This is a genomic window from Pedobacter anseongensis, assembly GCF_037482965.1.
Lineage (GTDB): Bacteria > Bacteroidota > Bacteroidia > Sphingobacteriales > Sphingobacteriaceae > Pedobacter > Pedobacter anseongensis.
Genome location: NZ_JBBHKB010000004.1, coordinates 36362 through 60391, shown reverse-complemented (window position 1 = coordinate 60391; position 24030 = coordinate 36362). Strand labels below are relative to the sequence as shown.

Sequence of the window (24030 nt, the reverse complement as noted above, 5' to 3'; positions counted from 1 at the left end):
GTTTAAATTTCTTTTCCATTAAAATGTTTTCCTATTGAGGTATCAATTCAATTGCATCCATCAGCACGTCGCAGCAATAACTTCCATTTTTACCTGTTGCAAAAGCGGTCAAGGCAAACGTCAGTTTGACATCTGATTGGCTATCTACGTTGATGACACCACAGTTATTAAAGATATAATAGCTGTAATCTGGCCAGGTGCCATCTGTTTTTGCAAGGTCGATGTTGTCTTTTACAATAGCTCCTTTATAAATCGAGATAAATTTCCCCCGCGTACTACCACCACGATGCACTATCCGTACGTTATAACTGCCAGCTGGTACGTCTGGGATGGTGAGGTAAAAAAAGTCGCCCACTTGTTGAGCATCAAACGCAACAATTTTAAGTTCCTTATTTTGATGGTAACTCTGTGTTCCATTATTTAATACAATTTTTGCAGGCGCATCTGCAAACACGTTTTGTTCGCCATAGGGGCTACCAGGAGGGAAAAGGTTGTATCGAATAGTAGCTGGTAATGCTTCTACAATTTGTACAACCGTATCAATAGAATGGTAAACACCATTATAGCAAACTCTATCGATGCCAAACTCAAGTGATTGGTCAAATTTAAAGTCTGAATTCATAAAATATTTCCCCTGATTATTCACCGTAAAACTTAACGCATTCTTCTTGTAAACAGGGTATATCCGTTGTTTAATTAACTGGTTTAAAAAATAGCCAGAGTCGGGGATGATATGATATGCAGCCCAGTTAGTTAGATTTGAAATGTTATTTTTATTAAAGTTGTTCTTCAATAAAACCTCATCACGTTCAACTATTAAGGTAATTATACTGTCTTTTAGATAATTGGTTAATCCTGTTTCTTCAAAGATGCCTAGCATAATATTGTATTTTCCTGTTTTAGAAAGTGCTTCATAAATAGTTTCTACTGGTGGATTAAGCACTTCATCAATGATATTGACATATCCATTACTCATTTGGATGTTCGGTTCCAAGATTGTTGAAAAATTATTCAATTTGATAGCATTATAAGATTCCCTAATATCAGCAATCAGGTATTTATTTGTTAATATCGTTGGTGAAGGCAGGGGGCCTGGCTCAAGTGAATTTGTATTCACCATTTTATCAAGCAAATGATAACTGAAATAATTAATCCAGAATTCTGGCGATTTATCTTTAATAGCGCTTACTTTCGCTCCGTTTGCGGATAAGCGAGCGAAAAGTTTTGTAAATGCCTCATTTGTTGGAATAAAAACAGTGTATGTTCCGGCTGTCTTTAACAGGTTTCTCTTTTTAACATAATCGACCATTTCTTTATACGTACTCAAATCAGGGCGATTATCTACATAATCCATAATTTGAAGTTCATCATTGTCATCAAATCTGGCATCAGAAAACTCTGGCTTACAGCCATGGCCAAGCAATACTAGTAAAGCTGCGAAAATTAGATAATTATAGCCTTTCCATTTCAAAAAAGGAATATTTGTGTACTGTTTCATGTCGTTGAGGTTAATTGACATTAATTATTTGTTTTTGTAATAGCTTTTTTGGCTTAAAAATGGATTGTTGTCTACTTCAGTTTTGTAATAAGGTAAAAACCAACTCTCTGCATTTAGCAATCTCGCTCGTATAACTTGATATGGAAGTTGTAGCGAATTATTTATGGCAGCCTTTTCTATTAAAACACTATTATAATCTGCTCTTCTAGATACCCGCACCGCTGCGAACCACTCTTTTCCTTCAAATCCAAGCTCAAATTCTCGTTCCATCAACAATCTGTTAAAGAACGTCACGCCTTCGCCACCTTCGCCTGGCGCAAGAGCAGGCAGATCGCAGTGCTGGCGTATGATATTTATTACTTTTTCTGCTTCGTCATATTGATGGAGCATGCCGTAGGCTTCAGCTTTCATAAATAGGATTTCGCGATAGCGATAAAAAATATAATTTGCCGTACGATCGTTCTGTCTCCTATAAGCTCGCTGATAGGGTGCTTGTCCTAAAAACTTATATATTTCAGTTGAGGAACCGGCTGTAGGCAAAGAAAAAGCACTATAATTTTTTAATCTGATGGTGTCTGCAGAGAAGTTTAAATTTGGTGTCGAACTTGGGTAGAGCAAATCGCCTGCATTGACTTTGATATTTGTAGCATTTGCTGAGTAGATTGCTGTTGCACCGTCCTCTTTAGAAAACCAATTATACAAGGGTGAAGAAGGACCTTGGAGGCCATATTGAAGTTCAAAAATAGATTCAGTAGAATTCCCTGGGTAAAATATAGTGTACCAGTCTTTCGGATTCACCATATTATTGGCGTAGGTGGCATCAAGTGTTTTACATAAATTGATACAGGCGGTATAGTCATTTCTCCATAATTTTACGTCTGCTAAAAGCGCAGTTACTGCATTCTTTGTTATACGACCATACTTTTCCTTCACATCAGAAAACGTTTTCGGAGCGTTTTTTAATGCTAATGCTAAATCGTCTTCAATAAAATTAAGTACTTCTTCTTCAGACGACGGGGCAGTAGTCAAATTCTGCGCATCAGACTCATACGGTTCCTTCACAATGGGCACTTCTTTAAAGGATCTTACTAAATAGAAATAGATCAATGCCCGCAATGCATGGGCTTCGCTCATCATGCTATTTAATTCCTCTTCCTTAAACGTTGGATCGTTTTTTAATGCTGAAGGCGCATTTTTTATAAAGGCATTGATCCAACCTATTGCCTTATATTGATTTTCCCAAGACAACAATGGATTATCCGTATAAATATCTTGCGATAAGAATTGGGAATAAGAGCTTGTAAAATTAGCAGCTAAACCTGGGGCATATAAACTAGACCTGCTATCTCCCCATACTTGGAAATTTCTTACGCAACTATTTAGCGATGTATACAACCCAATTAACGAAGAATGTACCTGTTCCCTATTCTGCCAAAATTGATCCTTGACTAAATTATCTGGTGCTTGCACATCCAAAAACTTACTACAGCCCGATGCAATCAGCAACAGACCTATAGATGCATACTTTATTTTATTAAATATCTTCATCATCAATCAAATTAAAGTGCTACTCGTAATCCGAGTGTGTATTGTCTTGTTGGTGCTGTAGTATTGTTATCGATACCAAACATATTTACCGTGCCTGTAATTGGCACCTCAGGGTCAACGCCGAGGTACTTTGTCCACGTATATAGATTGTATCCAGTAATGAAAGCACTCATATTTCTTACATGTATTCTGCTGGTCAATTTTTTACCGAAATTATAGGAAAGCGATACGGTTTTTAGGCGAACGTAAGACGCATCTTCAACCCATCTTGTTGAGGCATCGTAGTTCCATTCTGCAAGACGTTGTGCTCTTGGAATTTCACTAATATCACCCTGTTTGCGCCAACGGCTAGTTATGGATTGTGCTTGATTTCTAGAATCCGACATTTTTTCAACATTCTTGCGACTGAGATTAATCACATCATTTCCAAATTGATATTGTAAATTAACCTGAAGTTCAAAATTTCTAAAACCGAAACTATTGTTCAATCCGCCGAAGGCTACGGGATTGGCGTCACCAATCTGAGCTTTATCCAGCTCATTGATAATACCATCACCGTTTAAATCTGCGTAAATCATATCACCTCCACGAAATTGATGCCCAGTGTTCGATCCATAACGCATGTATTTAGGTGTCAGTCCATCAGCCTCATAAATGATACTGCCTTTTTCATCTTTCAATATGGCATCACCATCAGTTGGATATACTCCTAATGCTTTAAATCCGTAAAATCCGCCAATAACATCTCCAGCCTGAAGTTTTGACGAAAAACCTTCCCTTGTAGATACAAATGAATTTTCATCTAAATTGTCGGGTAGCGATAATAATTTATTTTTATTAGTTGCAATATTAAAAAATGACTTCCAACGCAACGCTCTTTCACTGCCTTTTAAAATAGTACCAGTTATACCGAACTCAAATCCGCTATTACGCACAGCACCAAAATTGAGGTATTGTGTTTGGAAACCCGAAGTAGACGATAGTGCTTCTTTTAACAAAAGATCGGTAGTTGTTCTTGTATAATAATCAACCTGTCCCGATAACCTAAAATCAAACAAGCTCCAGTCCATTCCGAAATTATATTCAGCTGTGCTTTCCTGCTTGATGTTATCGTAGGCAAATTTAGAAGGATAGGTGTAAGTATCCCCTAAATAACCTGTACCAGTAGAGTAGGCAACATCGTAAAGATTTGTAATGTTTGGTAAGTTTCCAGTTACCCCGTATGCAAAACGTGGTTTAACGCTATTAATCCATTTCACGTTGGTAAGGAAACTTTCTTTCGACATTTCCCATGCAGCACCTATTGCCGGAAATACCTTATAGAGATTATCTCTTCCGTATCTTGAATCTCCCTCCATTTTCCCGGTTACCGTTAGAAAATACCTGTCTTTTATGGCATAATGCGCTTGCAGGAAAGTTCCGAAATTTCTGCGGTCACCAAACCCTCCTGACGCGCTCGCTATTACTGCCGAAGCATCTGAAGAACGAAGCTTTGGAGAAGCGCCGTTGTTGTAGCTCATTATAGTCGAATTATCCGAATCGCTAGTAATATTTAAAACACCAGTTAACGTTAACCTATGGTTAGTTTTATTTAAGGCAGACCATATTAGCCTATTGTTATTATTAATCATCAGCTGGTAACCTTCAGCCTGCAAGCCAGCGTTGTATAAAACTTCACCAGGCAGAGCTGCAGTAGCATATCCTGGTAGAAAATATTCATCGCTCGATTCCCTGAAATCTACCCCTATCTGCGAACGGAAGTCAAGATTTTTTAGAATATTATAACTCAAAACTGTTGATGCCATAAAACGGTTTGACTTGGTGAGATAAGTAGAATAATCGATTACAGCAAGCGGATTATACCTGGCTGTATAAGACACAGGGTCGCTACGATCTACAAAATAATTTAGTCCATTTTGTGAGTAGACAGGATAGTAAGAACTAATTTCCCTAGCGTATAAAATTGGTGAAATTTCATTATCGTTGAAATCTATGGCGCCACTTTGATTAATTGGATGTTCTTGCCCTCTTTTATCGGTAACCGAATTGATATAAGATAAATCTGCAGATACTTTCAATTTATCTGAAACCTTATAATCCAAATTAAATCTATTGTTGAACCTATCATAGCCCGTACCTTTGGTGGTTCCATATTGGGTGGTATAACCTACTCCCCAATAATAAACAATACGTTCCCCACCGCCGCTAAGGGCAGTATTATATTGTTGATAATACCCGTCTCTGGTAATTACATCCATCCAATTAGTATTATTGTTATATTGCCAAGCATCGTTACGGGTAAGATCGCCGCGCAACTGAGGTAAATAGCTTCCATCGTCTGAACCAGCGCCATAACTTTCTATAGAAAATATGCGATTTTCATTGCCCGACATCATGGGAATAGTTTTAGGAACCTCAGTCACAGTAAGCTTAGAGGTAAAAGAAAATTCTGGTTTTCCTCGTTTCCCTCTTTTCGTGCGCACAACAATAACCCCATTCGCCCCTTTCGATCCATAAAGGGCAGTTGCTGATGCATCTTTTAAAATATCAATCGATTCGATATCTGATGGATCAATGTCACCAATAGGACTAAAACCAAAATCTGTTATACTTGATACTTTATAATCATTTCCGATCACTTCAGTACCATCTACAACCCAAAGCGGATCATTGATACCAGAGATACTTGATATACCTCGAATACGTACAGATGCTGCGGCGCCTGGGTTCCCGCTAGCAGCAACAATTTGCAATCCAGGAGCAGCACCCTGGATTAACTGTTCAACTGAGGTAACGGGCATATTTTTTAATTCAGCAAGATTTACTGATGTGATTGCACTGCTGCTTTCCTTTTTGTCAATGGTAATAAATCCCATATCGGCCTTCGCAACACGTTGACCAACAATTTTCACTTCTTCCATCTCCGCATATCCACTTTCGAGTACAACCTCAAAGGTAGTCTTTGTTCCAAGCTCAAACTCTTGCTTTTTATAGCCTACGTAAGAGAAAACAATTTTTTGTGCATCTGGCGTTTTCTTCAAACGAAATTTACCGGCTCCATCGGTAGTAACACCATTGAGTACTAAATTATTACGGTTAACGAGCATAACCGTTACGCCTTGAAAAACGGTCTTTTTAGATTCATCGTAAACCACCCCGCTTATAATACCGGTTTCTTGTGAATAGGCATGAAGGCCCAAACCACAGAACAAACCGGCGAGAAAAAAAATATTTCGTAGCATTTTATGCATAAGTAAATTGGTATAACTCTAAAAAACTTGATTAATTTTGTGCACTACTCCGTTTGATCCTTGTAGATTAGCGGCCGTTGGTCTTACCGATTTTCCTGCAGTATTGGTAATGGTAAAGTTTTCCCACGAACCTGTTATCTTAAGAAAATTTCCTGCTTTGTCTGGCACATCCCCCTGAAAAACACCATCTGTAAACACATACCGATTTGGAATAATATATTTACTCACAAAAGTCTTGGCCTCATCAGCAGTCATACCAGGCACAGAAATATTCGCAGCCTGAATGGCTGTATTGGTTGGCGCAAAAAGCGTATACGTGAAAAAGCCAGTTAAATTCAGCTCTCCAGTAAGTCCTGATTTAACCAGTGCATCTTTAAATAGCGAGAACTGTGAATCTTTTGTTACTAAGGCATAAACAGTTCTATCCAAATCAAGTTTATTCATTGGAGTGAGGAAACCATCAATTTCAAATATTGCTCCGTTGGCACGCTCCCAAGTGGGTTGTGTTTTTAACAGCGATACGGATTTGCCTGTATAATCCGTAAACTTTCCATTTTCGAAGAGTATATATCCGAACTCAGTCGGATAATACCTTCTTCTAAGACCACCGTCTTTTCTAACATCTATATTAAGGATTCCAGTGCGGCATTGTTGCATTCTCAACAAAAGAGCATCTGCGTCCATATCTTCTACTAAAGGAAATCCCCAAGATGCATCTGGTTGCAATAATATAGTTTTATCACTATGCTGATAGAGCAATCCATCACTCAATCCATCTTCCAATGCCGTTTTTTCAAACATTACATTCCACTGTCCATAGTACCGCTTTTTCATGTAAACGCCTCCCTCTACACTGTTAAGCTTAGGCGGTTCAATAAACTTGTTCACCTTATAAATTATCCCATTACTTGCTGGCACTGAGCCGACTATAATTGGTCCAATCTTCGTAATTATCTGCGGATAGGTTGTAGTGCGCAGTTCAGGATTATTTCGAACGATGTCGCTTTTATACCAGGTGTCTGCAAGGAGGGTGGCCCTAAGAATTTCTGTTTTTATATTTTTAGGCAGCGAGTCAATTGTATTATACAAATCCGGCAAATAAGGTTCGAAGTACTTCATAACCGCTTCATTTGTGGGCGCAAAAAAAGTAGACAAAACACCTTCATTGGCAACATTTCGGCTTAATGAATAGGATTTATAGAGTGTAGTATCTACCCTGCCAAATTCATCTTTCGGCCCCAGCACATAGGTTTCGAGAGACTTCAGCCAAGAATTAAAAATAGAAATTTCGGGATCGGCGGCAATAGCCAAATCCATTCGTGGCCGGATCGGTAGTTGGGATTCAAGTACGTGAATTACGCCGTTACTAGCATCAATATCATATTTCGTGTCAGAAATTTTAGCGGTTTCAACCATAAAACCTCCACCGGTTTGATTAAAAAGAGTCTTAAAGTCGTCTTGTTGCGAGGCAAAAAAAGATGGGGTAAATATTCGTATAGATTTAGCGGGTATCGAATTCTCAGCTCGAGTGGTATAATAGGTTGCCTTTGTTGGATTAAGACCACTTATTGCATCTTTATACCTTTTTTCTATATCGTATTTATAATACATCCCATTTATGAAATGACTATTTAAATACTCGCGAAGTACGGGTTCCGGAACTACATCAATCGAAGCATATCCCTTATTTTTGAAAAACTCAATTACCTGATCGTTCTTTTGCACTAAACACGTGTAGATTGCACCTTCGCCCAACGTCTTCCGCAGCCCAAGCTTATCAATGAGTTTTACAAACTCTTTAAATTCTGGATCTTCATCTAAGACTTGGACGATGTTCTTATCAATACGATTTGATGGATTATAATGTTCGTCAAAATCCTTTGAACACGACATACTTAATAAAGTCATCAAGACATATAGTGCTACGACATAGCGATTGCTTTTTTTCATCCCGTTTATAACTTTGCTGGAACAATCACAGAACTTTCTAAATTGAAAGAAAACAAGACGTTCATGCAGCATTAATTAAATAATGTTTACAGTTTATTTTGGTTTTGTAATATCATCCTTATGTAGAACATATTCACATAATCAAATATATAGGATGTTATATAATAATCCAAATTATATTTAAATTAAATATCGATTATCTAATGTTAATCAAAAATGAATTTTATAAAAAGCTGGCTAGATAGGTATAGAAAATGCTAAAACTTCTTTTATCTGTATGTTAGAAGTTTTCGCTCCCTGCAACTTAAATACAATTGGCTGTGAGAATAATTAGTAGAAATGTCTATTTAAATTCTAGTAAGTTTAACAGGATAGCTATGGTTTGAATTCCATTGGGGAACATACATATTATCGTCTTCATCTAAACATATATCATGAGGATGAACAAAAACATTGGGCAATTGTTGCTGTTTTTTAAGTGAACCATTTATATAGGTAGGATGAGTGGCACCTGGCGAAGACACCACGCAGTTATTTTCATCCAAAATTGTGATAAATCCCGATGCGTTGTTTTGATTATCCCCAGATCTGAAAACTGCGGCATAAATATTTTGCTTATGAACAACCGGTCTGCACACAAATGAGCCAGGTATGTTTATGGTTTCCAAATAGTTTCCGTCTAATGAAAATCGTTTAAAAGCGCATTCATTTCTCGAAGTAACCAGTAGTGTATTCTGAGTTACTTTTCTGTTATCTAAAGCTATTCCATGGGCACAATCAAGATTAGCGAGCGCAGTGCCGCGCCCTCCAAAATGCCGAATATACTCTCCTTTTGAGTTATATTGGATAACAAATTGATGTCCATAACCGTCAGTAACATAAATATCGCCATTTGGCATAACCAAAGTTTCTGTCGGTTTAAATTCGGCAGCATTTGAATAGTTTTCTATGTTGGTTGGATAGCCAATCTCCATAACCACAACACCATTGAGTGTAGTTTTAAAAACCGAATTCCTAACGGTATCTGTAATGTAAAGAAATTCTTCTCCATTCTCATCGTGTAGAGTGAGTCCGTGCCCTCCTGGGTATTCATTTCCCCAACACCCTGTAATATGGCCATCCTTATTAAAAATAATTATATTATTTTCGGTTTCATTGCCCAACATGTAGATAAGACCAGCTGAACTTAGTACCATTTCATGACAATCCTTCAGCCTAAGTTTTCGATCTCCTGCTTTAACCCAATTTTTGTCGAGCTGATAGCGATATTCGCCACATCCAATAACCATGTCTTCTGCACGGTTAGGCATCTTTTTTGATTTTTATAGCGAATAACGATAAAGTTGCAATCAGCATTAACAATGCAGAAACTTGATATACGATAGAGAGATCAACTTTTGCATCTTTGAGGGCCCCGCCAACATAAACCATTGCTCCACCAATAATTGTACTGATAAAATTAAGGAAACCATAACCCGTTGCGATGTACCTATTATCTGCAATCTGACGTAAAACCGGCATCAAATTGGCATCGTTTATTCCCCTTGCTATTCCGAAAATGAACATTGCTAAAATTGCCAATGCAAATACGGTTGTTGACGACATTAGAAAGAGGAATGGGGCGCCTACGCTAAAGCCAATTATGATCATATAAATTCTGCTTTTTTTGTTTTTTGCAAACCAGCGATCGGCGAATATTCCTCCGATAATTACCCCTACAAACGAGCCAATTTGGATATATCCTGTGGCAGAAATACCAGCTTCGCCAAGATCGAGATGGAAGTGTTCTTTTAGGAAAGTGGGCAACCATCCGTAAATAAGCCAGTTGGCCATTCCCAACACACTGAAATAAAACAGGAGCACTAAGAAAGATCGTTCTTTGAAAAGCATTTTCATAGATCCTAAAAGTGATAAAGATGGTGTTTGATCAACATTTATTTCATCTTCTCCAATCTCTCTTTTCACATCTTTTAAGTAGTAGACCAGTAAAAACGAATAAATGATACCAAATATCCCGAATACGTGGAAACCAGATCTCCAACCATAAAATTCGGCGATGTATCCGCCTAAGCCACCCATTGCCAAACCGGCGTAGAGACCACTCATATGTAAACCAGTAGCTAAGGATCTCGTTTTCCCCTTATGGTAATCGGTAATTAAGGCCAATGCCGCTGGAATATAACAGGCCTCACTAATTCCCATAAAAAAACGAGAATAAAGCATTTCTTCAAATGAAGTGGTAAAACCTGTCCATAACGTAACTGCCGACCACACCATTACGCTAAACACAATTACTTTTTTTCGACTAATTTTATCTGCTAGATAGCCTCCAAACGGACTTAACAATCCATAAGACCATAAAAAAACCGAGGTTAGAAGTCCAAACTGAGCATCGGTAAGACTAAATTCTGACACAATAGGATCACGCATAGAGGTGATCATAATGCGATCAAAATAATTAAGAAAGGCCACCACCCAAAGTAGTGCTACAAGACCCCAAGCATAATATGATTTAGAAGACGTTGTTTTAATCATAACTATAAGTTATTTAATAAGATTAGTTTTTAATTGGTGTAGCAACAGTTACCCTAGGTGTTCTAATTGCAGGCCTTACTTCTCCTGAGGGAAAAATAAGACTGCCATTCCAAATCACCAGTGTGGAGGTAACTGCTGGCCAAGTACTCGCATTTGGATTTGCCCCGGCATCAGCTTTAATATTAATATGAATCTTCCCAGCCACAGACCATTCGTTCTTTAATACATCAAAAGCTAAAATCTGATCTGAGAAACCAGGATGTTTTTCTTTTAAATCTGCTGCCACTTTAGCTAACTTACCATCGTCACCTCCAAAAATATAAAGCTTATTTTTTGAGGTGTATGCAGGACCAGGTGCGGCTACGACCGGGGTTGGGAGATCTTTTAATTTTTTCCATCCTTTGTCAGGATCATACATAAAAGCATCTTTAAGATAAATTCGCTCTAGTGCTCCATCTTTATTTTTAATTAAGTTGGTTCCGCTAAACAGATAAAAAGATTCGGCATTGTTTCCTGCAACCGCCAACATTCTCGGAGGTCCCGGCCAAGTGTTTAGCGCTTTCCATTCGGCTTGGTTTCCACCCTTTAGATCTAAGGTCCAAAAACAGTTGGATGTTTCTTGAGAATCTGCCTTGGCTAATCCGCCTGCAATATAAATTTTATCCTTAATCAATGTTCCAGAAGCGTTTGCTAAAGAATGGGGCAGTGATTTCATTTCTTCCATTTCAATTTTTCCATTTTTATATTCGATAGCAAATACCTTGGCAACATGGCCCAGCTCGTTGCTTCCACCGATACAAATCAGCTTTCCGTTATAAGTAATCGAAACGCCATAACCCAGTGGTTCAGGTAATGTCCCGGCGAGTTTCCATGCGCCAACTGCTTTATCAAATACAAAGATTTTGTCGCTCCAAACTTTTTTTGACCCTGTCCAAGGAGCCCCGCCATCTGGGAAATTTGCTCCGCCACCAACAATTAAGGCATCACCAGAAACGCCACCAAATGAGCCTGCAAATCCAAACTTATCTGGAAGAGAGGGAAGTTCGCTCCATTTAAAAAGTTTATTTTGTGTTGACGTTTGTGCATTAGTAAGCGAAGTTATAGACGTAAGCATAATCAGAAGTAAAATTTTTAAATATTGCATTTGTTTTATTTTCATTGCGTTAAATGGACTAAAATACCAAACTGTCCCAGCGAATATCGCATTCTTTTTTTGGTATCGAATTATTGCATAAAAAAGCTAGGTATAAGTTCTTTCGCTCTTTTTCTAGCCTCTAAAACTTCTGCTTCCGGAATCCATTTATAGGGCCATCTTAATCTAGTGGGAAGTTCACACCACCCACCAACAGCAGCTAAAAATTTATCTAAAGCAGGATTTGAATAGCCTAATCGTTGATATGGAGCTATGCATTGCTTAAAAAATTCAAGTATATTATTTTCTATTCTTATGGCCTCCTCTATGTCGGTGTGCATCATATTCCATAAACGCTGAGCCTCACCTGGGTTGATACAAGCTATGTTAGAATACGCTCCGGCCGCAATGCCAGCCTTTACACCTTTAGCCAAAAAATGTCCTGGTACAAATACAGATAAATGCGCTGCAAATTCTTTCATTTTTTCCACCCACAGGTCATTTTTGCTTAACACTTTTATGCCAATAAGACTAGGCACTTCTGTTTTAAATTTTTGGTAATCTTCGGGCTCGAGTTCCAATTTTGCATGTGGCGGATTATACAATACCAATGGAATTCCCTTGGCATTAGCTTCAATTCGCTGTAAAAAAGAGAGTTGTTCTTCCTCCTGTGGTACCACCCAGTCTGGCAAAATAACCTGAAACGCATCTGGATTTAAATGTACAGCACGTTGTATCCTTTCCAGCGAAATAATGGGAGAAGGATGGCTACATCCAATTTGGAAACGCATGGATACTTTCGAACATTTTTCGGCTAATAATTCATTAATCTGGTCGAATTCCGCTTCAGTTTGGTTATGGAATTCTCCAGCCGTTCCATTAGAATAAATTCCATCTACTTCAAAAGCAATCAGTTTATCAATTTCATCTCCCAATAAATCAAAATCAATCGATTCGTCCTTTTTTATTGGCAATAATAAAGTTGCCCAGTTTCCTTTTAAATTTTTGGCGGTAAGTTTTTCCATAAATTACTAGAGGTCAGATTCAAATGCTTCTACTTCAGAAAATTTAGTTTTACCTTTTACTAGCTTTCCTAGCCGTGGTTTACGACCATTGTAAACTTCAACAGCATCGGCATCGGCATACCTTAAGAACAGAATTCTTCGATCTCTATTGGTAGAATAATTACCATCAGATTTATGTAACATCCAACAATTGAATATTAACACATCTCCTGCATTCATTTCCATAGGTACAGCTAAACTATCATCAGCTTCAACTATAATTTCAGCGCCACTTCCTTTTTGGACCTCATTTTGCTCCACACGAATTTGTCCGTTTTTTTGACTTTCGGGAATCAACCACAAACAACCATTACCCTTATCTGTATCATCTAAGGCAGTTAAGGTAGTTAACGCATTATAAGGTTCCAGTTCGCCGTATCCATTATCTTGATGCCAGCCAAATGGCTTTGTATTACCGCTCATCTTAAAAGTAAGCTGTGATGTTGCACCTTTAATATTTGGGCCAATAAGTTGTGAAGCAATATCTACCAATGGACCATTGAAATAATAGCTTTTAATTGTCGGCGCCTTGTGATGAATATTAACCAACAATGAATTTTGAAGCCAGCTTTTATTGGGATCGAAAGTTTCTTTCTCCTTTCTCCATGCTTCCATCGACTCTGATTGCAAGTGCGCCAAGCCATTTGGGCTTAGAATGGCTCTTATTACTAGATAGCCATTCTCTTGAAAAAAAAGAATTTCGCTATCGGTTAGCCTCTTGTAATTAAAAAGGGTTTCCAAGTTCATATCATTTATATTTGTGTTGCCTATCTTAAATGTGCCTTAACTATTTAGGCAATTATTAAAACCATCCTTATCGGCTGCTAACAAATATAAATAAATAGTTATGTACTACATAAAAAAAATTAACTTTTTTTAAAGAATTACCTGTAATATGGCTTAAATATTATTTTTAATATGCTCAAGACGTTCGAAATGCGGCTTCAGGTGCTCGTACATTCCTTTTTTAAACTCTTCCTTATTACCAGATTTTAATATATTAACCAAATCCTGGTGTGTAACGCTTCCTGAGATAAATTCGTTTTCCTTTTCGTTCTGCAGTACATAGCCAAAAACTGGAAGTAGTATATTTTGGAAACGCTTCAAGGTATCGTTACCTGCCATTTCATACAATTTTCCGTGAAAAGCAACCTCGTTCACGATCCTGAATATTTCCTTGTTGTTCTTTTTTTCGTGTGCTACGATTTTTTCTAATTCAAGAATGCTTTTTTCGTTCAGGTTCAAGAAAAGCACCTCTGCAAGGCCCATCTCTAAAATAAGCCTAAGTTCAAAAAGATCTTGTAGCGCATCTGGACTAATGATTAACGGATCCATAACACGTTCAAAACCGCCAAGCACATCAGGACTAGATAAGATCATTCCCCGTTTCTTTTTGGTTTCGATAATACCGAGCATGCGCAATCTGCTTAATGCTTCTCGTAATACGTTTCGGCTTACCCCTAATGCCTCGGCCAACTCCTGTTCTTTTGGTAAGGCGTCTCCAGGAACAAATGATTTTCTTTTGAAATAATCCCTAAGCTTCATTTCAACAATGTCAGCCATTGTGTCGGACGGGATTTTTGAGATATGCAGACTTAAATCATCGGTTATTGCCATATTACGTATTTTTGTATATCAAATATAGTAGTTTATGTACTACAAGTTTATTTTAAAAAAACCTTTTTTAAAAAAAATGAAATAAGATGAATCAATTGACTATTGTTTATATTCTATAAGGGTTGAATTATTCTCTATATTTTTTTATTTGTTCACTTAAAATGGAAATTTGTTTTTGGTAAACGGGATTCTCCACAACATTCTTATTCTCTGAAAGATCTTGCCGATAATCATAGAATTCTCGAGCTACAACTTCATTTGTAGTCAAGCGAATCCATTCCGTATATCCAAATTCCCTTGTATGAACTGCATACCCCATGATGGCTGGGCGATCTTTAAATTTCATATCATCTGGGAATTGGCTAAAGGCAAAACCATCGTTAGTGAAGGGTAGGCCTTTGATCACATTGGCAAAACTTTGTCCATCGGTCTCAGGTTTTGCAAGATTACACAGTTCACTTAAGGTTGCATAAAGATCTACCAGTTGCACCACCACATCAGACCTTTTCGCTACGCGCGAATTTTTAGGAGTGTGAACAATGAGTGGCACTCTAGTGTCTAATCTTGAATTGGTGGTCTTACCCCAAAGGCCATGTTCTCCTAGATGGAAGCCGTGGTCGCTCAACAGTACGATAATGGTATTTTTATCGAGACCAGATTTTTTCAGTTCTGCCAACACCTTTCCCACTTGATCATCCATAAAGGCGATTGAAGTATAATATCCTTTAATAAGTTTTGTGGCCTTTTCTTTGTCAATTGGACCAAAATCAGGAATATCTGTGTATCCCCTTAGCTCAACCGAATTATGTTTAGAAAAACCTGGCACGTTAGCTACGGCTGCTGTATCTGGTGATAGTCGAAATACCTTATCCGCATTCCTATCCCAATACCCAATTGGGGCAGTAAATGGCAAATGAGGCCTGCGGAAACCTATTGCAAGAAAAAATGGTTTATTGCCCATATTTCTTATTTCTCTAACCGCTGCATCAGCGACCATCCCATCTATGTAAGCACTATCGGGAACCGCTGCAGATTCGGTAGCGGCCGACTTAGGTGCTTTTGCTAAATTGGATGCTAATGCATATTTGCCTTTGTTAGTTGTTACCCCAAACAATTCATCGGCACTCCAAGATATTGAATCTTGTGCTGCACTCGGATCATGATAAATCTTACCTATTTGCCTCGCGTAATAGCCATTATTCTTGAAATACTGAGGCAATGTGACCACATTCGGCAATGCTTTACGGAAATGGGTAGCCAAGTTCCAAACTTTAGTATGATCGGGTTTTCTCCCTGTCATAAAAGATGCCCTTGAAGGTGCACATACTGCTTGTTGAGCGAAAGCATTTGTAAACAAAGTTCCACTCGCTGCCAATTTATCTATGTTGGGTGATGAAGCTAAAGGATCATCATAACAACCTAATGCCGGACGAAGGTCGTCTATTACGATAAATAACACATTAGTTTTTTGCTGCGAAAACGCAGAGGTTACCCATAATGAAAGCAGCCATAGCAGCCTAAAGCCCCTATACAGAAACCTCAATTTAAAAATGGATTTAAAACTAGTAGACATTCTATATAAAAGTCAATTGTCTATTCTTGATTTTAGGTCTCTATGGATTTGCAATTGATTTGAGTTTAATCAATTGGAATGCAATCCCTTCATATGGCTTTGCTATTCCCGATTCATATACTATGCCCAAATCCTTATTTTTATAAACGGCAATATCTGAATAAGCCGATGGCCCTCCATAAATTACCTTTGAGTTAGCCCAAGAAGCGCCATCGTCAAAACTCGCTCTTAAGGTTAAATTCATCCTCTTGGTTTTATGTGCAGGATTGATAAAAAATAGTACAGGTCTTTTGCCAACAAAACCATTTAGCAAACTTCCCTGACAAATTGGTTCGATTAATGTGCTGTCATTTTTAACATCCGCCCAAGTTTGTCCGCCGTCGGCACTAATGCTTGTATGGCGAGTTTTCACCGAACGATCTCCATTCCTCATATTGAGCATCAATCTACCACCACTAATTTCAGCAACAGTAGTTTCATTCATTTTAGCTTGCGGAGTATTTTCACCCAGGTTCCACGTAGCACCATGATCATCAGAATAAATGATGTTTGCAAAATTCTGCTTCGAAGGAGATTCGATATGGTTTACCGGCACCACTAAGCGACCTTTAAAGTTCCCTTCCTGTATTTGCAATCCGTGGCATGGCCCTGTTGCATACCAAGTCCAGTTTTCTTTTTTTACAGAAGGCGTTATCTCTTTGGCCCCAGTCCAGGTTTTTCCATCATCATCAGAGGAAAGCATATATACATGTCTGCCTTTTTTACTGCTTAAGTTAGTAATTTCTTTTTCATGATCTGTGCCGAAATTCCAGGTGCTGAGCAGGATGATACGACCATTGCTCTGATCAAGAATTGGCACTGGATTTCCGCAGGTATTCGTAGAATCGCTCCAAACCAATTGCATTTCACTCCAGGTTTTACCTCCATCTTTAGACCGTCGAACCACTAAGTCGATATCACCAGAATCACCACAATTTACTTTCCGAGCTTCGGCAAAGGCCAAGAGCACATTTTTGGAGGTAGTTAGCAACGCAGGAATTCGGAAACAGGCATATCCACCATCTCCTGCCTTATAAATATGATTAAGTTCGGTATCTTTTGCTACTTGCGCTAAAACAGTTCTACCATTCAAGAAAGCGAGAGCTGATAAAAAAATTAATGCTTTGTAAGCAGCAAAGTGCCCGAAGATTGATTTCATACTAATTTAAATTTGGTTTTACCTGCCCTTTCTATAGCAAGCAGTACAAATATAAAAATAATAAATTATTATGTACTACATATATTAAAATATTTTTCACTTCAATCAGGCTGCTATTTTAATTACGAATAAGATCTTTAAGCGGGATAATTTTTAAGACTATTCTATAATTTCTACTTATGGTTTCATTCGATTCGTAAAGACAATAGACTACATTTTTACCAATAGCCAGGTCTGAATAGCCCACAAAACCAGAATCAAGTGTTTTACTTATGGTCCAATTTTGTCCATCATCCAAACTTATTTTCCCGGTTAAGTTCTTACGCGGAATTTTGGGATTATCTTGCGTATCTGGATTAACAAACAACAATGGGGTTTTCCCTTCCTTACCCTCAATTGGTAATTTAACCAAACTTGCCATGCAAATAGGCTCATAAAGCGCTTCATCAAAATTTGGCTTACTCCAATTTGTGGCTCCATCTGTACTGTAACTTACCGCTCTTCTATGCTTGGCCGTTTCATTTCTAATGTTAAGCATCACCCTACCATCAGTTAACTGTACGGCAACAGTTTCACTTGGATTTTTAAAGTCCGGATTATTAGTCGCCACAATATCTCCACGTTTCCACGTTCTACCATAGTCATCACTATAAATAGTTGCAATACACGATGGGCGGTGGCTTTTATGCGGCAAGAGTTTATCGGAATCGGCCAACCAAATGGGTACAACTAATCTCCCATTTTCTAGTTGTATGGCGTGGCCCGGACCAGGAGCTAGTACTTTCCAATTATAAACTGATTTAAATTCATTAAAGACATACGTAACATCAACAGGTTCGGTCCATGTTTTCCCGTCGTCCTCAGATTTAATATAAAAAGCCTGGGCATAACCACGTTGGTACAAAAGATGGATGGTGCCGTTTTTGTCAACTATCGGAGTAGCATTACTGGTGGGCTCTGCTCCTCTTCTTGGCGCAATAATCTGCTCAGCATCCCAAGTTTTGCCACCATCGAAACTTCTTTTTAACAACATATCCATTTCTGCCCAATCGCTGGCACTACTTATGCGCCCTTCGCAAAAAGCCAATAATGTTCCTTTTTTTGATACCACCAAAGCTGGGATTCTCATAGAGGCATAAGCGCTTCCTTTGGGTTCAAAAACGGTTACCGTTGGCGATTGATCAATAGGTAAACGTACTTTGCACGCTTCAAAATAAATAAGGACTACTATTAAAATTGCTAAATAGCGAATACTGATTTGATTTTTTCCGCTATGCGATAAAATGGGAGTATACTTCATGTTAAAACTAAATTAATTGTAACTATTCGAAAGCAATTTACAAAAATTTTATGTACTACATAACTATTTATTACATTTGTCATGAATCAACTCCAGCATTTGCTATGAAATTCAATACCGTTTGGCAAAAAAAACTTTGGACTGTTTATCTTTTGCAGCTTTCGGCAATAAGCTGCTCTTTGTGTTTGAGCTGTAGCTCGTCTAAAAAAATAGACCATGAAAACAAACCATTTATTACACAGGTGCGGGTTTTTCCTTTTTCAGCAGAAAATAAACCAAACTATCGAATTCCTGCTATGGTTAGTACACCAAATGGCGATTTGCTCATTTTTGCTGAAAAGAGAAGAAAAAGCGTTGCTGATGTAGGATATACGGATATTATTATGACCCGTAGTAGCGATAAAGGAAAAACTTGGGCCTCCGAGCGCATTTTATTTGGAGGCAACAACGAATCTAATGCAGACCCAACAACCTTGGTCGACACCGTAGATAAAAAAATATACTTGTTTTTTCTTAGGGATAAGAAACAATTCTATATGATGTTTACAACCGACAATGGTAAAAGTTGGAGCACTCCAAAATCAATACATCATGAAATTATAAAACCAGAATGGGATGGGTATAAAGGCTCTATCAATACCGTTAATTCGCCCGCAGATTCAATTAACAAATCAACCGATTGGAAAAAGAATTGGCAACAAAGTTATGGCATCGGCCCAGGCAACGCTGGAATTCGTTTATCGAAGGTTAAACCGGGCAGACTCTTAATTCCAATTAGGCGTAAAGACGCAACCCATGTGGTGTATAGTGACGACGATGGACATTCCTGGCATACAGGGCCTGTTGTTGCAGAAAGAGCATCAGAAGCCCAATTAATCGAGCTAGAAAATGGGAATGTAATGGTAAATTGCCGAAATGGAGATCATTCCGACAGTACAAACATCAAGCGGATTGTCAATATTAGTGCAGATGGAGGTGAAACTTGGGGCAAAAGTTACATCGACCCTAATTTAGAAGAAACCAGTTGTAATGCCTCAATTATCAGGTTATCATCAGTACAAGGCGCAGTAAAAAATCGCATACTTTTTTCCAACCCTAAAAACAAGGTAAGAACTGTCAAACATCCTTACGGCCGTATAAATATGTCGGTACGACTAAGCTATGACGAAGGAAAAAGCTGGCCGATTAGCAAAACCATTTATCCATACGCTTCCTCATATTCTTCCCTGGCTGTATTAAATGACCAAACCATTGGAATTGTTTACGAACGTGGAAAGGATGCTACTACTCCTTATTATTGGGATGAATTATGGTTTGCCCGATTTAATTTGGAGTGGTTAACCGAAGGCAAGGACTCTATCAAGAAAAATAAATAACCTTAGTGAGAATTATATTGCAAATTTGAATATTTAATTATGGACAAAATAAAATTAATCTTCGTTACTATTTTTTTACAGCTTCTCGTAGCTCCCTCTTTTGCGCAGCGAAAAATTACACAGCAAAAATATCAACTTCCTTTATTGATAGGTAAAGAACATAATCCGGTTTTAAAGCTTACCATAATAGGTACTGACGAAGAACTATTAGATAAATTGTCGATTGGTATTCCATCGAATGGAGAAGACATTTCGCACTTAAACATATTCAGTACAGGAACAGATTCTACACAGCTTACCGATGCCAAATTGCAAAAAGCCACGGGTATAGCTACGGCGAAAGAAATAAAATCAGGAGAATTACAACTCAAAACAAATTATAAACTCAAATCTGGCAAGAATTATTTTTGGCTTACGCTGGCATTAAAACCTAACGCTAATCTTAATCATAAGTTAAACATTACAGTCAACTCCATTACCCTAAACGCAAAAACCGTAAAGGTTGATCAATCAACCACTCGAATTAATCAAGCCGTAGCCGTTGCGTTACGCCAGCATTTACAAGAAAACGTTAACACCCATCGAATTCCTGGCATTGCTACGGCGAAAGACGGAAGTCTGCTTGCCATTTACGATGCCAGACGAAATAGTGCTCGCGATTTGCAAGGAGATATCGATATTGGTTTATCGAGAAGTACAGACAAAGGAAAAACCTGGTTACCCATGCAAGTTATACTGGATATGGGCGAATGGGGCGGATTACCACAAAAATTTAATGGAGTATCAGATCCTTGTATTTTGGTAGACAGACGAACTGGAACCATTTATGTGGCAGGCCTATGGATGCATGGAGTATTAGATGAAAATGGAAAATGGATTGAAGGGTTGAATGAACAAAGCGAAGATTGGAATCACCAGTGGAAAGCCAAAGGTTCGCAGCCTGGGTTTGACCCTAAACAAACCGCTCAATTTTTAATTACTAAAAGTATTGATAACGGAAAAACATGGAGTAAGCCAGTTAATATTACCAAGATGTGCAAAAAAGAAGAATGGTGGCTATTTGCACCGGCACCTGGAGCAGGCATAACCCTAAAAGACGGCACATTGGTTTTCCCTACGCAGGGCAGAACAGCAAAAGGTGCTTTTTCTAACATTACCTACAGTAAAGACAATGGCAAAACATGGGAAACCAGCAAACCAGCTGCCTCAGAATCTACTACCGAAAATATGGCGGTTGAGCTTTCTGATGGGCGCATCATGCTTAACATGAGAACTGGAAAAAATAATGGTGATACCTCAGCAACAAATGGGAGGGTTATCGCTACCACAAATAATTTGGGCAAAACTTGGACAACTCATCCTACTTCTCACGGTGCGTTACCAGAGCCTGGTTGCATGGCTAGCATTATTCGTTATGATTATACAAAAAATGGCATTACAAAATCTATGCTCATCTTTTGCAACCCAGATTCAAAAACTGCTAGAAATAAAATAACATTGAAAATTAGCCATGATGATGGCAACACCTGGCAAAAGAAATTAGTATTAGATGAATGGAAGGGACGAGGATATTCTTGCCTAACTAACATAGACAAAAATACTATCGGGGTAATCTACGAAAGTAGCCAAGCAAATTTGGTGTTCCAATCCGTAAAAATAGAAGAATTGTTAAAGTAAAGGGCAAGATTTAGGTGTCGATCTTGCCCTTTTATTTATTTTAAGACGGGTTAGGCATTAAGCTTCTCTTTTTTCAAGCTCTGCAAAGGATGAATTTGCAATGCCAAGTAAATTAAAAAACCCGATTGACTCTAATTCATGTTGAAGTGAGTGGTAATCGTGTTCAGATAGCGGAACCAATGGTAAACGTGCATCACCCAGATCAAATCCAAGCATTTTCATAATTGCTCGTTGTGCTGCAATTGATGGATATTTGGCAAAACATCTGATAAAATCAACGGCCTTAAGCTGTAATTCACGGGCTTTAGTAAGTTCATTTGCTTTAAATAACCTGATAATTTCTAAGTAAACTGGAGCTGCAAATGTATAGGTGCTCCCAATCGCTCCCACGGCTCCGATAGCAAGGGCACTTAATAAAAGCTCATCAAACCCAGACAATACTTCAAATTTCCCTTCATTAAAATTAAGGCAAGCCTGAAGTTCATGAAGCGAAGATGCTGTATATTTAATTCCAGCAAGATTAGGAATAAGTTCTTCACCTAATCTCAAAAAATCAACCATATCCATACCAACACCTGTTAATGTAGGCATATGGTAATAGTAAAATGGCAGGCTTGGTGCAGCAGAAGCAATTTCTGCCATGCAGTGTACCAAGTTTGAAACCGAAGATGGCTTAAAATAAAACGCAGCTACAGAAGAAAATGCATCTGCACCAATTTCTTCTGCGTGAATTGCCAATTTTTTGCATTCAGCTATTGAGGTATGCCCTACATGCACAAGTATTAGAATTCGTTTATTTGCTGCTTTAACATAGGCTTCAGCAACAGCCATTCGCTCCTCAACTGTCATATTCGGACCCTCCCCATTTGTACCACATATATAGATTCCAGAAATTCCGTCTGAAATTAATTTTTCTACCAACGATGGAATAATGGAAAGATTTATTGATCCGTCTCTTTGATATGCAGCGAATGTTGCAGCTACTACACCTGTAATTTTCATGTTTTATCTTTTTATAATTTCTGATTGTTAAAAAAGTTCTCTCTCTTACTAAATTATTGCTTAAGTAGTTAAGCCCAATAGTGATTATTCGTTATTGAGCAATAAAAAGCATTCTTACACATTGATTTATAATCACTTGCCCAAAATATTAACGAGACCGGGTATTAAAAAAATGTAGAAAAATTTAAGCCTCTCCTAATAAATTGTAAAATTCGTTATTCAAACATATAACTTTTATGTGGTACATAAAAACATTTTAATCATTTTTTTTAATAATTTTAAAATCTAATTTAGCGCAAAATTATTTGCAAAAACAGTTTAGAATAATTCATTTATATGTTGGACATAATTACAAATTAATTACTTTAGTAAAAAAAGAACTATGAGAAATCTAAGATTTACAACTTTGGCCCTATTAATGTGCTTTACATCTGGCTCAGTCTGTGCTCAAACTATCCTGAACCTATATCAGAAAATTCCCAATTCCATTAAAAATGATGTAAAAGAAAAGTTGGATACCGTAAAAAAAGTAAGGATTAGCGGGGTAACCATTCCAACACTTAGTGTTTACTTACCTGATCCTAAAATTGCAAATGGAACTGCAGTGTTAATTTGCCCAGGCGGAGGCTACAGTTACCTTGTAGTTAATCTTGAAGGACGAGACATTGCTTTAGAACTAAATAAAAAAGGCATTGCCGCATTTGTATTGAAATACAGATTACCAGACACAAAAACAATGATTAATACAGAAATAGGACCATTGCAGGATGCACAACAGGGTCTTAAACTGATTAGGGAAAATGCAAAAAAATGGAAGCTAGACACCAATAGAGTTGGAATTATGGGATTCTCTGCAGGTGGACATTTAGCAGCTACCACCTCTGTTATGTTCGATCGCAAGTTGATTGAAAACAAGTTAAACACTAATCTGCGTCCAGATTTTTCAATTCTGGTTTACCCAGTGATCAGTTTCACCGACAGTTTAGCGCATGTGGGCTCTAGAACCAAACTAATTGGCGAATATCCTTCAACAGAAAAAATCAAAGCTTATTCAGCAGAACTTCAGATAAAAGCAAACTGCCCTCCCGCTTTTTTAGTGCACAGTAGTAACGATAAGGTCGTTCCAGTTGCTAACAGCATCGAATACTATCAGGCACTTCAAAAAAATGGGGTAAAAGCAGAATTGCACATTTACCAAGCAGGTGGCCACGGATATGGATTAAATAACAACACCACAAAAGATAAGTGGATAGAAAGCTGCTATAACTGGATGTTAACTAACAAATGGTTATAAAATTTCAGCATGCGT

At 37.9% G+C, this 24030-nt stretch carries 17 protein-coding genes; 3 read left to right on the top strand and 14 right to left on the bottom strand.

Translation table 11 applies throughout. The annotated features are described in order from the left end of the window. Positions 1-31: 31 nt before the first annotated feature. The 13 genes from WG904_RS14530 to WG904_RS14470 form a co-directional block, all read right to left on the bottom strand. Entirely contained in the window at positions 32-1498 is a 1467-nt protein-coding gene (locus tag WG904_RS14530; protein ID WP_339580058.1) for a fasciclin domain-containing protein, read from the bottom strand. 24 nt (positions 1499-1522) lie between these two features. After that, entirely contained in the window at positions 1523-3049 is a 1527-nt protein-coding gene (locus tag WG904_RS14525) for a RagB/SusD family nutrient uptake outer membrane protein (RefSeq protein WP_339580057.1), read from the bottom strand. Between the two features lie 8 nt (positions 3050-3057). Beyond that, a complete protein-coding gene (locus WG904_RS14520) occupies positions 3058-6288 on the bottom strand; it encodes a SusC/RagA family TonB-linked outer membrane protein (RefSeq protein ID WP_339580056.1) in 3231 nt (1076 codons plus the stop codon). A 27-nt stretch (positions 6289-6315) separates the two neighbouring features. After that, positions 6316-8247 carry a fasciclin domain-containing protein gene (locus tag WG904_RS14515; RefSeq protein WP_339580055.1) on the bottom strand — a complete coding sequence of 644 codons (1932 nt, stop codon included), beginning with the start codon at positions 8245-8247 and terminating at the stop codon, positions 6316-6318. Between the two features lie 347 nt (positions 8248-8594). Further along, entirely contained in the window at positions 8595-9557 is a 963-nt protein-coding gene (locus WG904_RS14510; protein ID WP_339580054.1) for an NHL repeat-containing protein, read from the bottom strand. After that, positions 9550-10782, bottom strand: coding sequence for an MFS transporter (locus tag WG904_RS14505; protein WP_339580053.1), 1233 nt, complete (start codon positions 10780-10782; stop codon positions 9550-9552). The genes WG904_RS14510 and WG904_RS14505 overlap by 8 nt, the downstream gene beginning before the upstream one ends. Before the next feature lie 22 nt (positions 10783-10804). Then, positions 10805-11926, bottom strand: coding sequence for a Kelch repeat-containing protein (locus WG904_RS14500; RefSeq protein ID WP_339580052.1), 1122 nt, complete (start codon positions 11924-11926; stop codon positions 10805-10807). 80 nt (positions 11927-12006) lie between these two features. Next, on the bottom strand, positions 12007-12939 hold the full coding sequence (locus WG904_RS14495) for a dihydrodipicolinate synthase family protein (protein WP_339580051.1): 933 nt from the start codon (positions 12937-12939) through the stop codon (positions 12007-12009). Positions 12940-12945: 6 nt separating this feature from the next. Next, the gene (locus tag WG904_RS14490; protein WP_339580050.1) at positions 12946-13725 is read right to left on the bottom strand and encodes a phytanoyl-CoA dioxygenase family protein; all 780 of its coding nucleotides are present in this window, start codon (positions 13723-13725) and stop codon (positions 12946-12948) included. 153 nt (positions 13726-13878) lie between these two features. Next, positions 13879-14595 carry a FadR/GntR family transcriptional regulator gene (locus WG904_RS14485; protein ID WP_339580049.1) on the bottom strand — a complete coding sequence of 239 codons (717 nt, stop codon included), beginning with the start codon at positions 14593-14595 and terminating at the stop codon, positions 13879-13881. Positions 14596-14722: 127 nt separating this feature from the next. Then, a complete protein-coding gene (locus tag WG904_RS14480) occupies positions 14723-16168 on the bottom strand; it encodes a sulfatase (protein WP_339580048.1) in 1446 nt (481 codons plus the stop codon). Between the two features lie 40 nt (positions 16169-16208). Then, positions 16209-17366, bottom strand: coding sequence for a sialidase family protein (locus WG904_RS14475; protein ID WP_339580047.1), 1158 nt, complete (start codon positions 17364-17366; stop codon positions 16209-16211). 118 nt (positions 17367-17484) lie between these two features. After that, on the bottom strand, positions 17485-18666 hold the full coding sequence (locus WG904_RS14470; protein WP_339580046.1) for a sialidase family protein: 1182 nt from the start codon (positions 18664-18666) through the stop codon (positions 17485-17487). 104 nt (positions 18667-18770) lie between these two features. Here WG904_RS14470 and WG904_RS14465 point away from each other — a divergent pair, with 104 nt between their 5' ends. Together WG904_RS14465 and WG904_RS14460 are read left to right on the top strand one after the other, a co-directional pair. Beyond that, positions 18771-20042 (top strand): sialidase family protein, encoded by a 1272-nt coding sequence (locus WG904_RS14465; protein WP_339580045.1) that lies wholly within the window; start codon positions 18771-18773, stop codon positions 20040-20042. A gap of 39 nt (positions 20043-20081) precedes the next feature. Beyond that, the gene (locus WG904_RS14460) at positions 20082-21719 is read left to right on the top strand and encodes an exo-alpha-sialidase (RefSeq protein ID WP_339580044.1); all 1638 of its coding nucleotides are present in this window, start codon (positions 20082-20084) and stop codon (positions 21717-21719) included. A gap of 57 nt (positions 21720-21776) precedes the next feature. Here the strand turns inward: WG904_RS14460 and WG904_RS14455 are convergent, their stop codons facing one another. After that, on the bottom strand, positions 21777-22721 hold the full coding sequence (locus tag WG904_RS14455) for a dihydrodipicolinate synthase family protein (RefSeq protein ID WP_339580043.1): 945 nt from the start codon (positions 22719-22721) through the stop codon (positions 21777-21779). 382 nt (positions 22722-23103) lie between these two features. Between WG904_RS14455 and WG904_RS14450 the strand changes: the two genes are divergently transcribed. Next, positions 23104-24015 carry an alpha/beta hydrolase gene (locus WG904_RS14450; RefSeq protein ID WP_339580042.1) on the top strand — a complete coding sequence of 304 codons (912 nt, stop codon included), beginning with the start codon at positions 23104-23106 and terminating at the stop codon, positions 24013-24015. Positions 24016-24030 lie beyond the last annotated feature (15 nt).

What these genes read in the sequence shown, in the direction of transcription:
- WG904_RS14530 (WP_339580058.1), bottom strand. Translation starts at nt 1,498, where the DNA reads ATGAAACAGTACACAAATATTCCTTTTTTGAAATGGAAAGGCTATAAT.
- WG904_RS14525 (WP_339580057.1), bottom strand. Translation starts at nt 3,049, where the DNA reads ATGATGAAGATATTTAATAAAATAAAGTATGCATCTATAGGTCTGTTG.
- WG904_RS14520 (WP_339580056.1), bottom strand. Translation starts at nt 6,288, where the DNA reads ATGCTACGAAATATTTTTTTTCTCGCCGGTTTGTTCTGTGGTTTGGGC.
- WG904_RS14515 (WP_339580055.1), bottom strand. Translation starts at nt 8,247, where the DNA reads ATGAAAAAAAGCAATCGCTATGTCGTAGCACTATATGTCTTGATGACT.
- WG904_RS14510 (WP_339580054.1), bottom strand. Translation starts at nt 9,557, where the DNA reads ATGCCTAACCGTGCAGAAGACATGGTTATTGGATGTGGCGAATATCGC.
- WG904_RS14505 (WP_339580053.1), bottom strand. Translation starts at nt 10,782, where the DNA reads ATGATTAAAACAACGTCTTCTAAATCATATTATGCTTGGGGTCTTGTA.
- WG904_RS14500 (WP_339580052.1), bottom strand. Translation starts at nt 11,926, where the DNA reads ATGCAATATTTAAAAATTTTACTTCTGATTATGCTTACGTCTATAACT.
- WG904_RS14495 (WP_339580051.1), bottom strand. Translation starts at nt 12,939, where the DNA reads ATGGAAAAACTTACCGCCAAAAATTTAAAAGGAAACTGGGCAACTTTA.
- WG904_RS14490 (WP_339580050.1), bottom strand. Translation starts at nt 13,725, where the DNA reads ATGAACTTGGAAACCCTTTTTAATTACAAGAGGCTAACCGATAGCGAA.
- WG904_RS14485 (WP_339580049.1), bottom strand. Translation starts at nt 14,595, where the DNA reads ATGGCAATAACCGATGATTTAAGTCTGCATATCTCAAAAATCCCGTCC.
- WG904_RS14480 (WP_339580048.1), bottom strand. Translation starts at nt 16,168, where the DNA reads ATGTCTACTAGTTTTAAATCCATTTTTAAATTGAGGTTTCTGTATAGG.
- WG904_RS14475 (WP_339580047.1), bottom strand. Translation starts at nt 17,366, where the DNA reads ATGAAATCAATCTTCGGGCACTTTGCTGCTTACAAAGCATTAATTTTT.
- WG904_RS14470 (WP_339580046.1), bottom strand. Translation starts at nt 18,666, where the DNA reads ATGAAGTATACTCCCATTTTATCGCATAGCGGAAAAAATCAAATCAGT.
- WG904_RS14465 (WP_339580045.1), top strand. Translation starts at nt 18,771, where the DNA reads ATGAAATTCAATACCGTTTGGCAAAAAAAACTTTGGACTGTTTATCTT.
- WG904_RS14460 (WP_339580044.1), top strand. Translation starts at nt 20,082, where the DNA reads ATGGACAAAATAAAATTAATCTTCGTTACTATTTTTTTACAGCTTCTC.
- WG904_RS14455 (WP_339580043.1), bottom strand. Translation starts at nt 22,721, where the DNA reads ATGAAAATTACAGGTGTAGTAGCTGCAACATTCGCTGCATATCAAAGA.
- WG904_RS14450 (WP_339580042.1), top strand. Translation starts at nt 23,104, where the DNA reads ATGAGAAATCTAAGATTTACAACTTTGGCCCTATTAATGTGCTTTACA.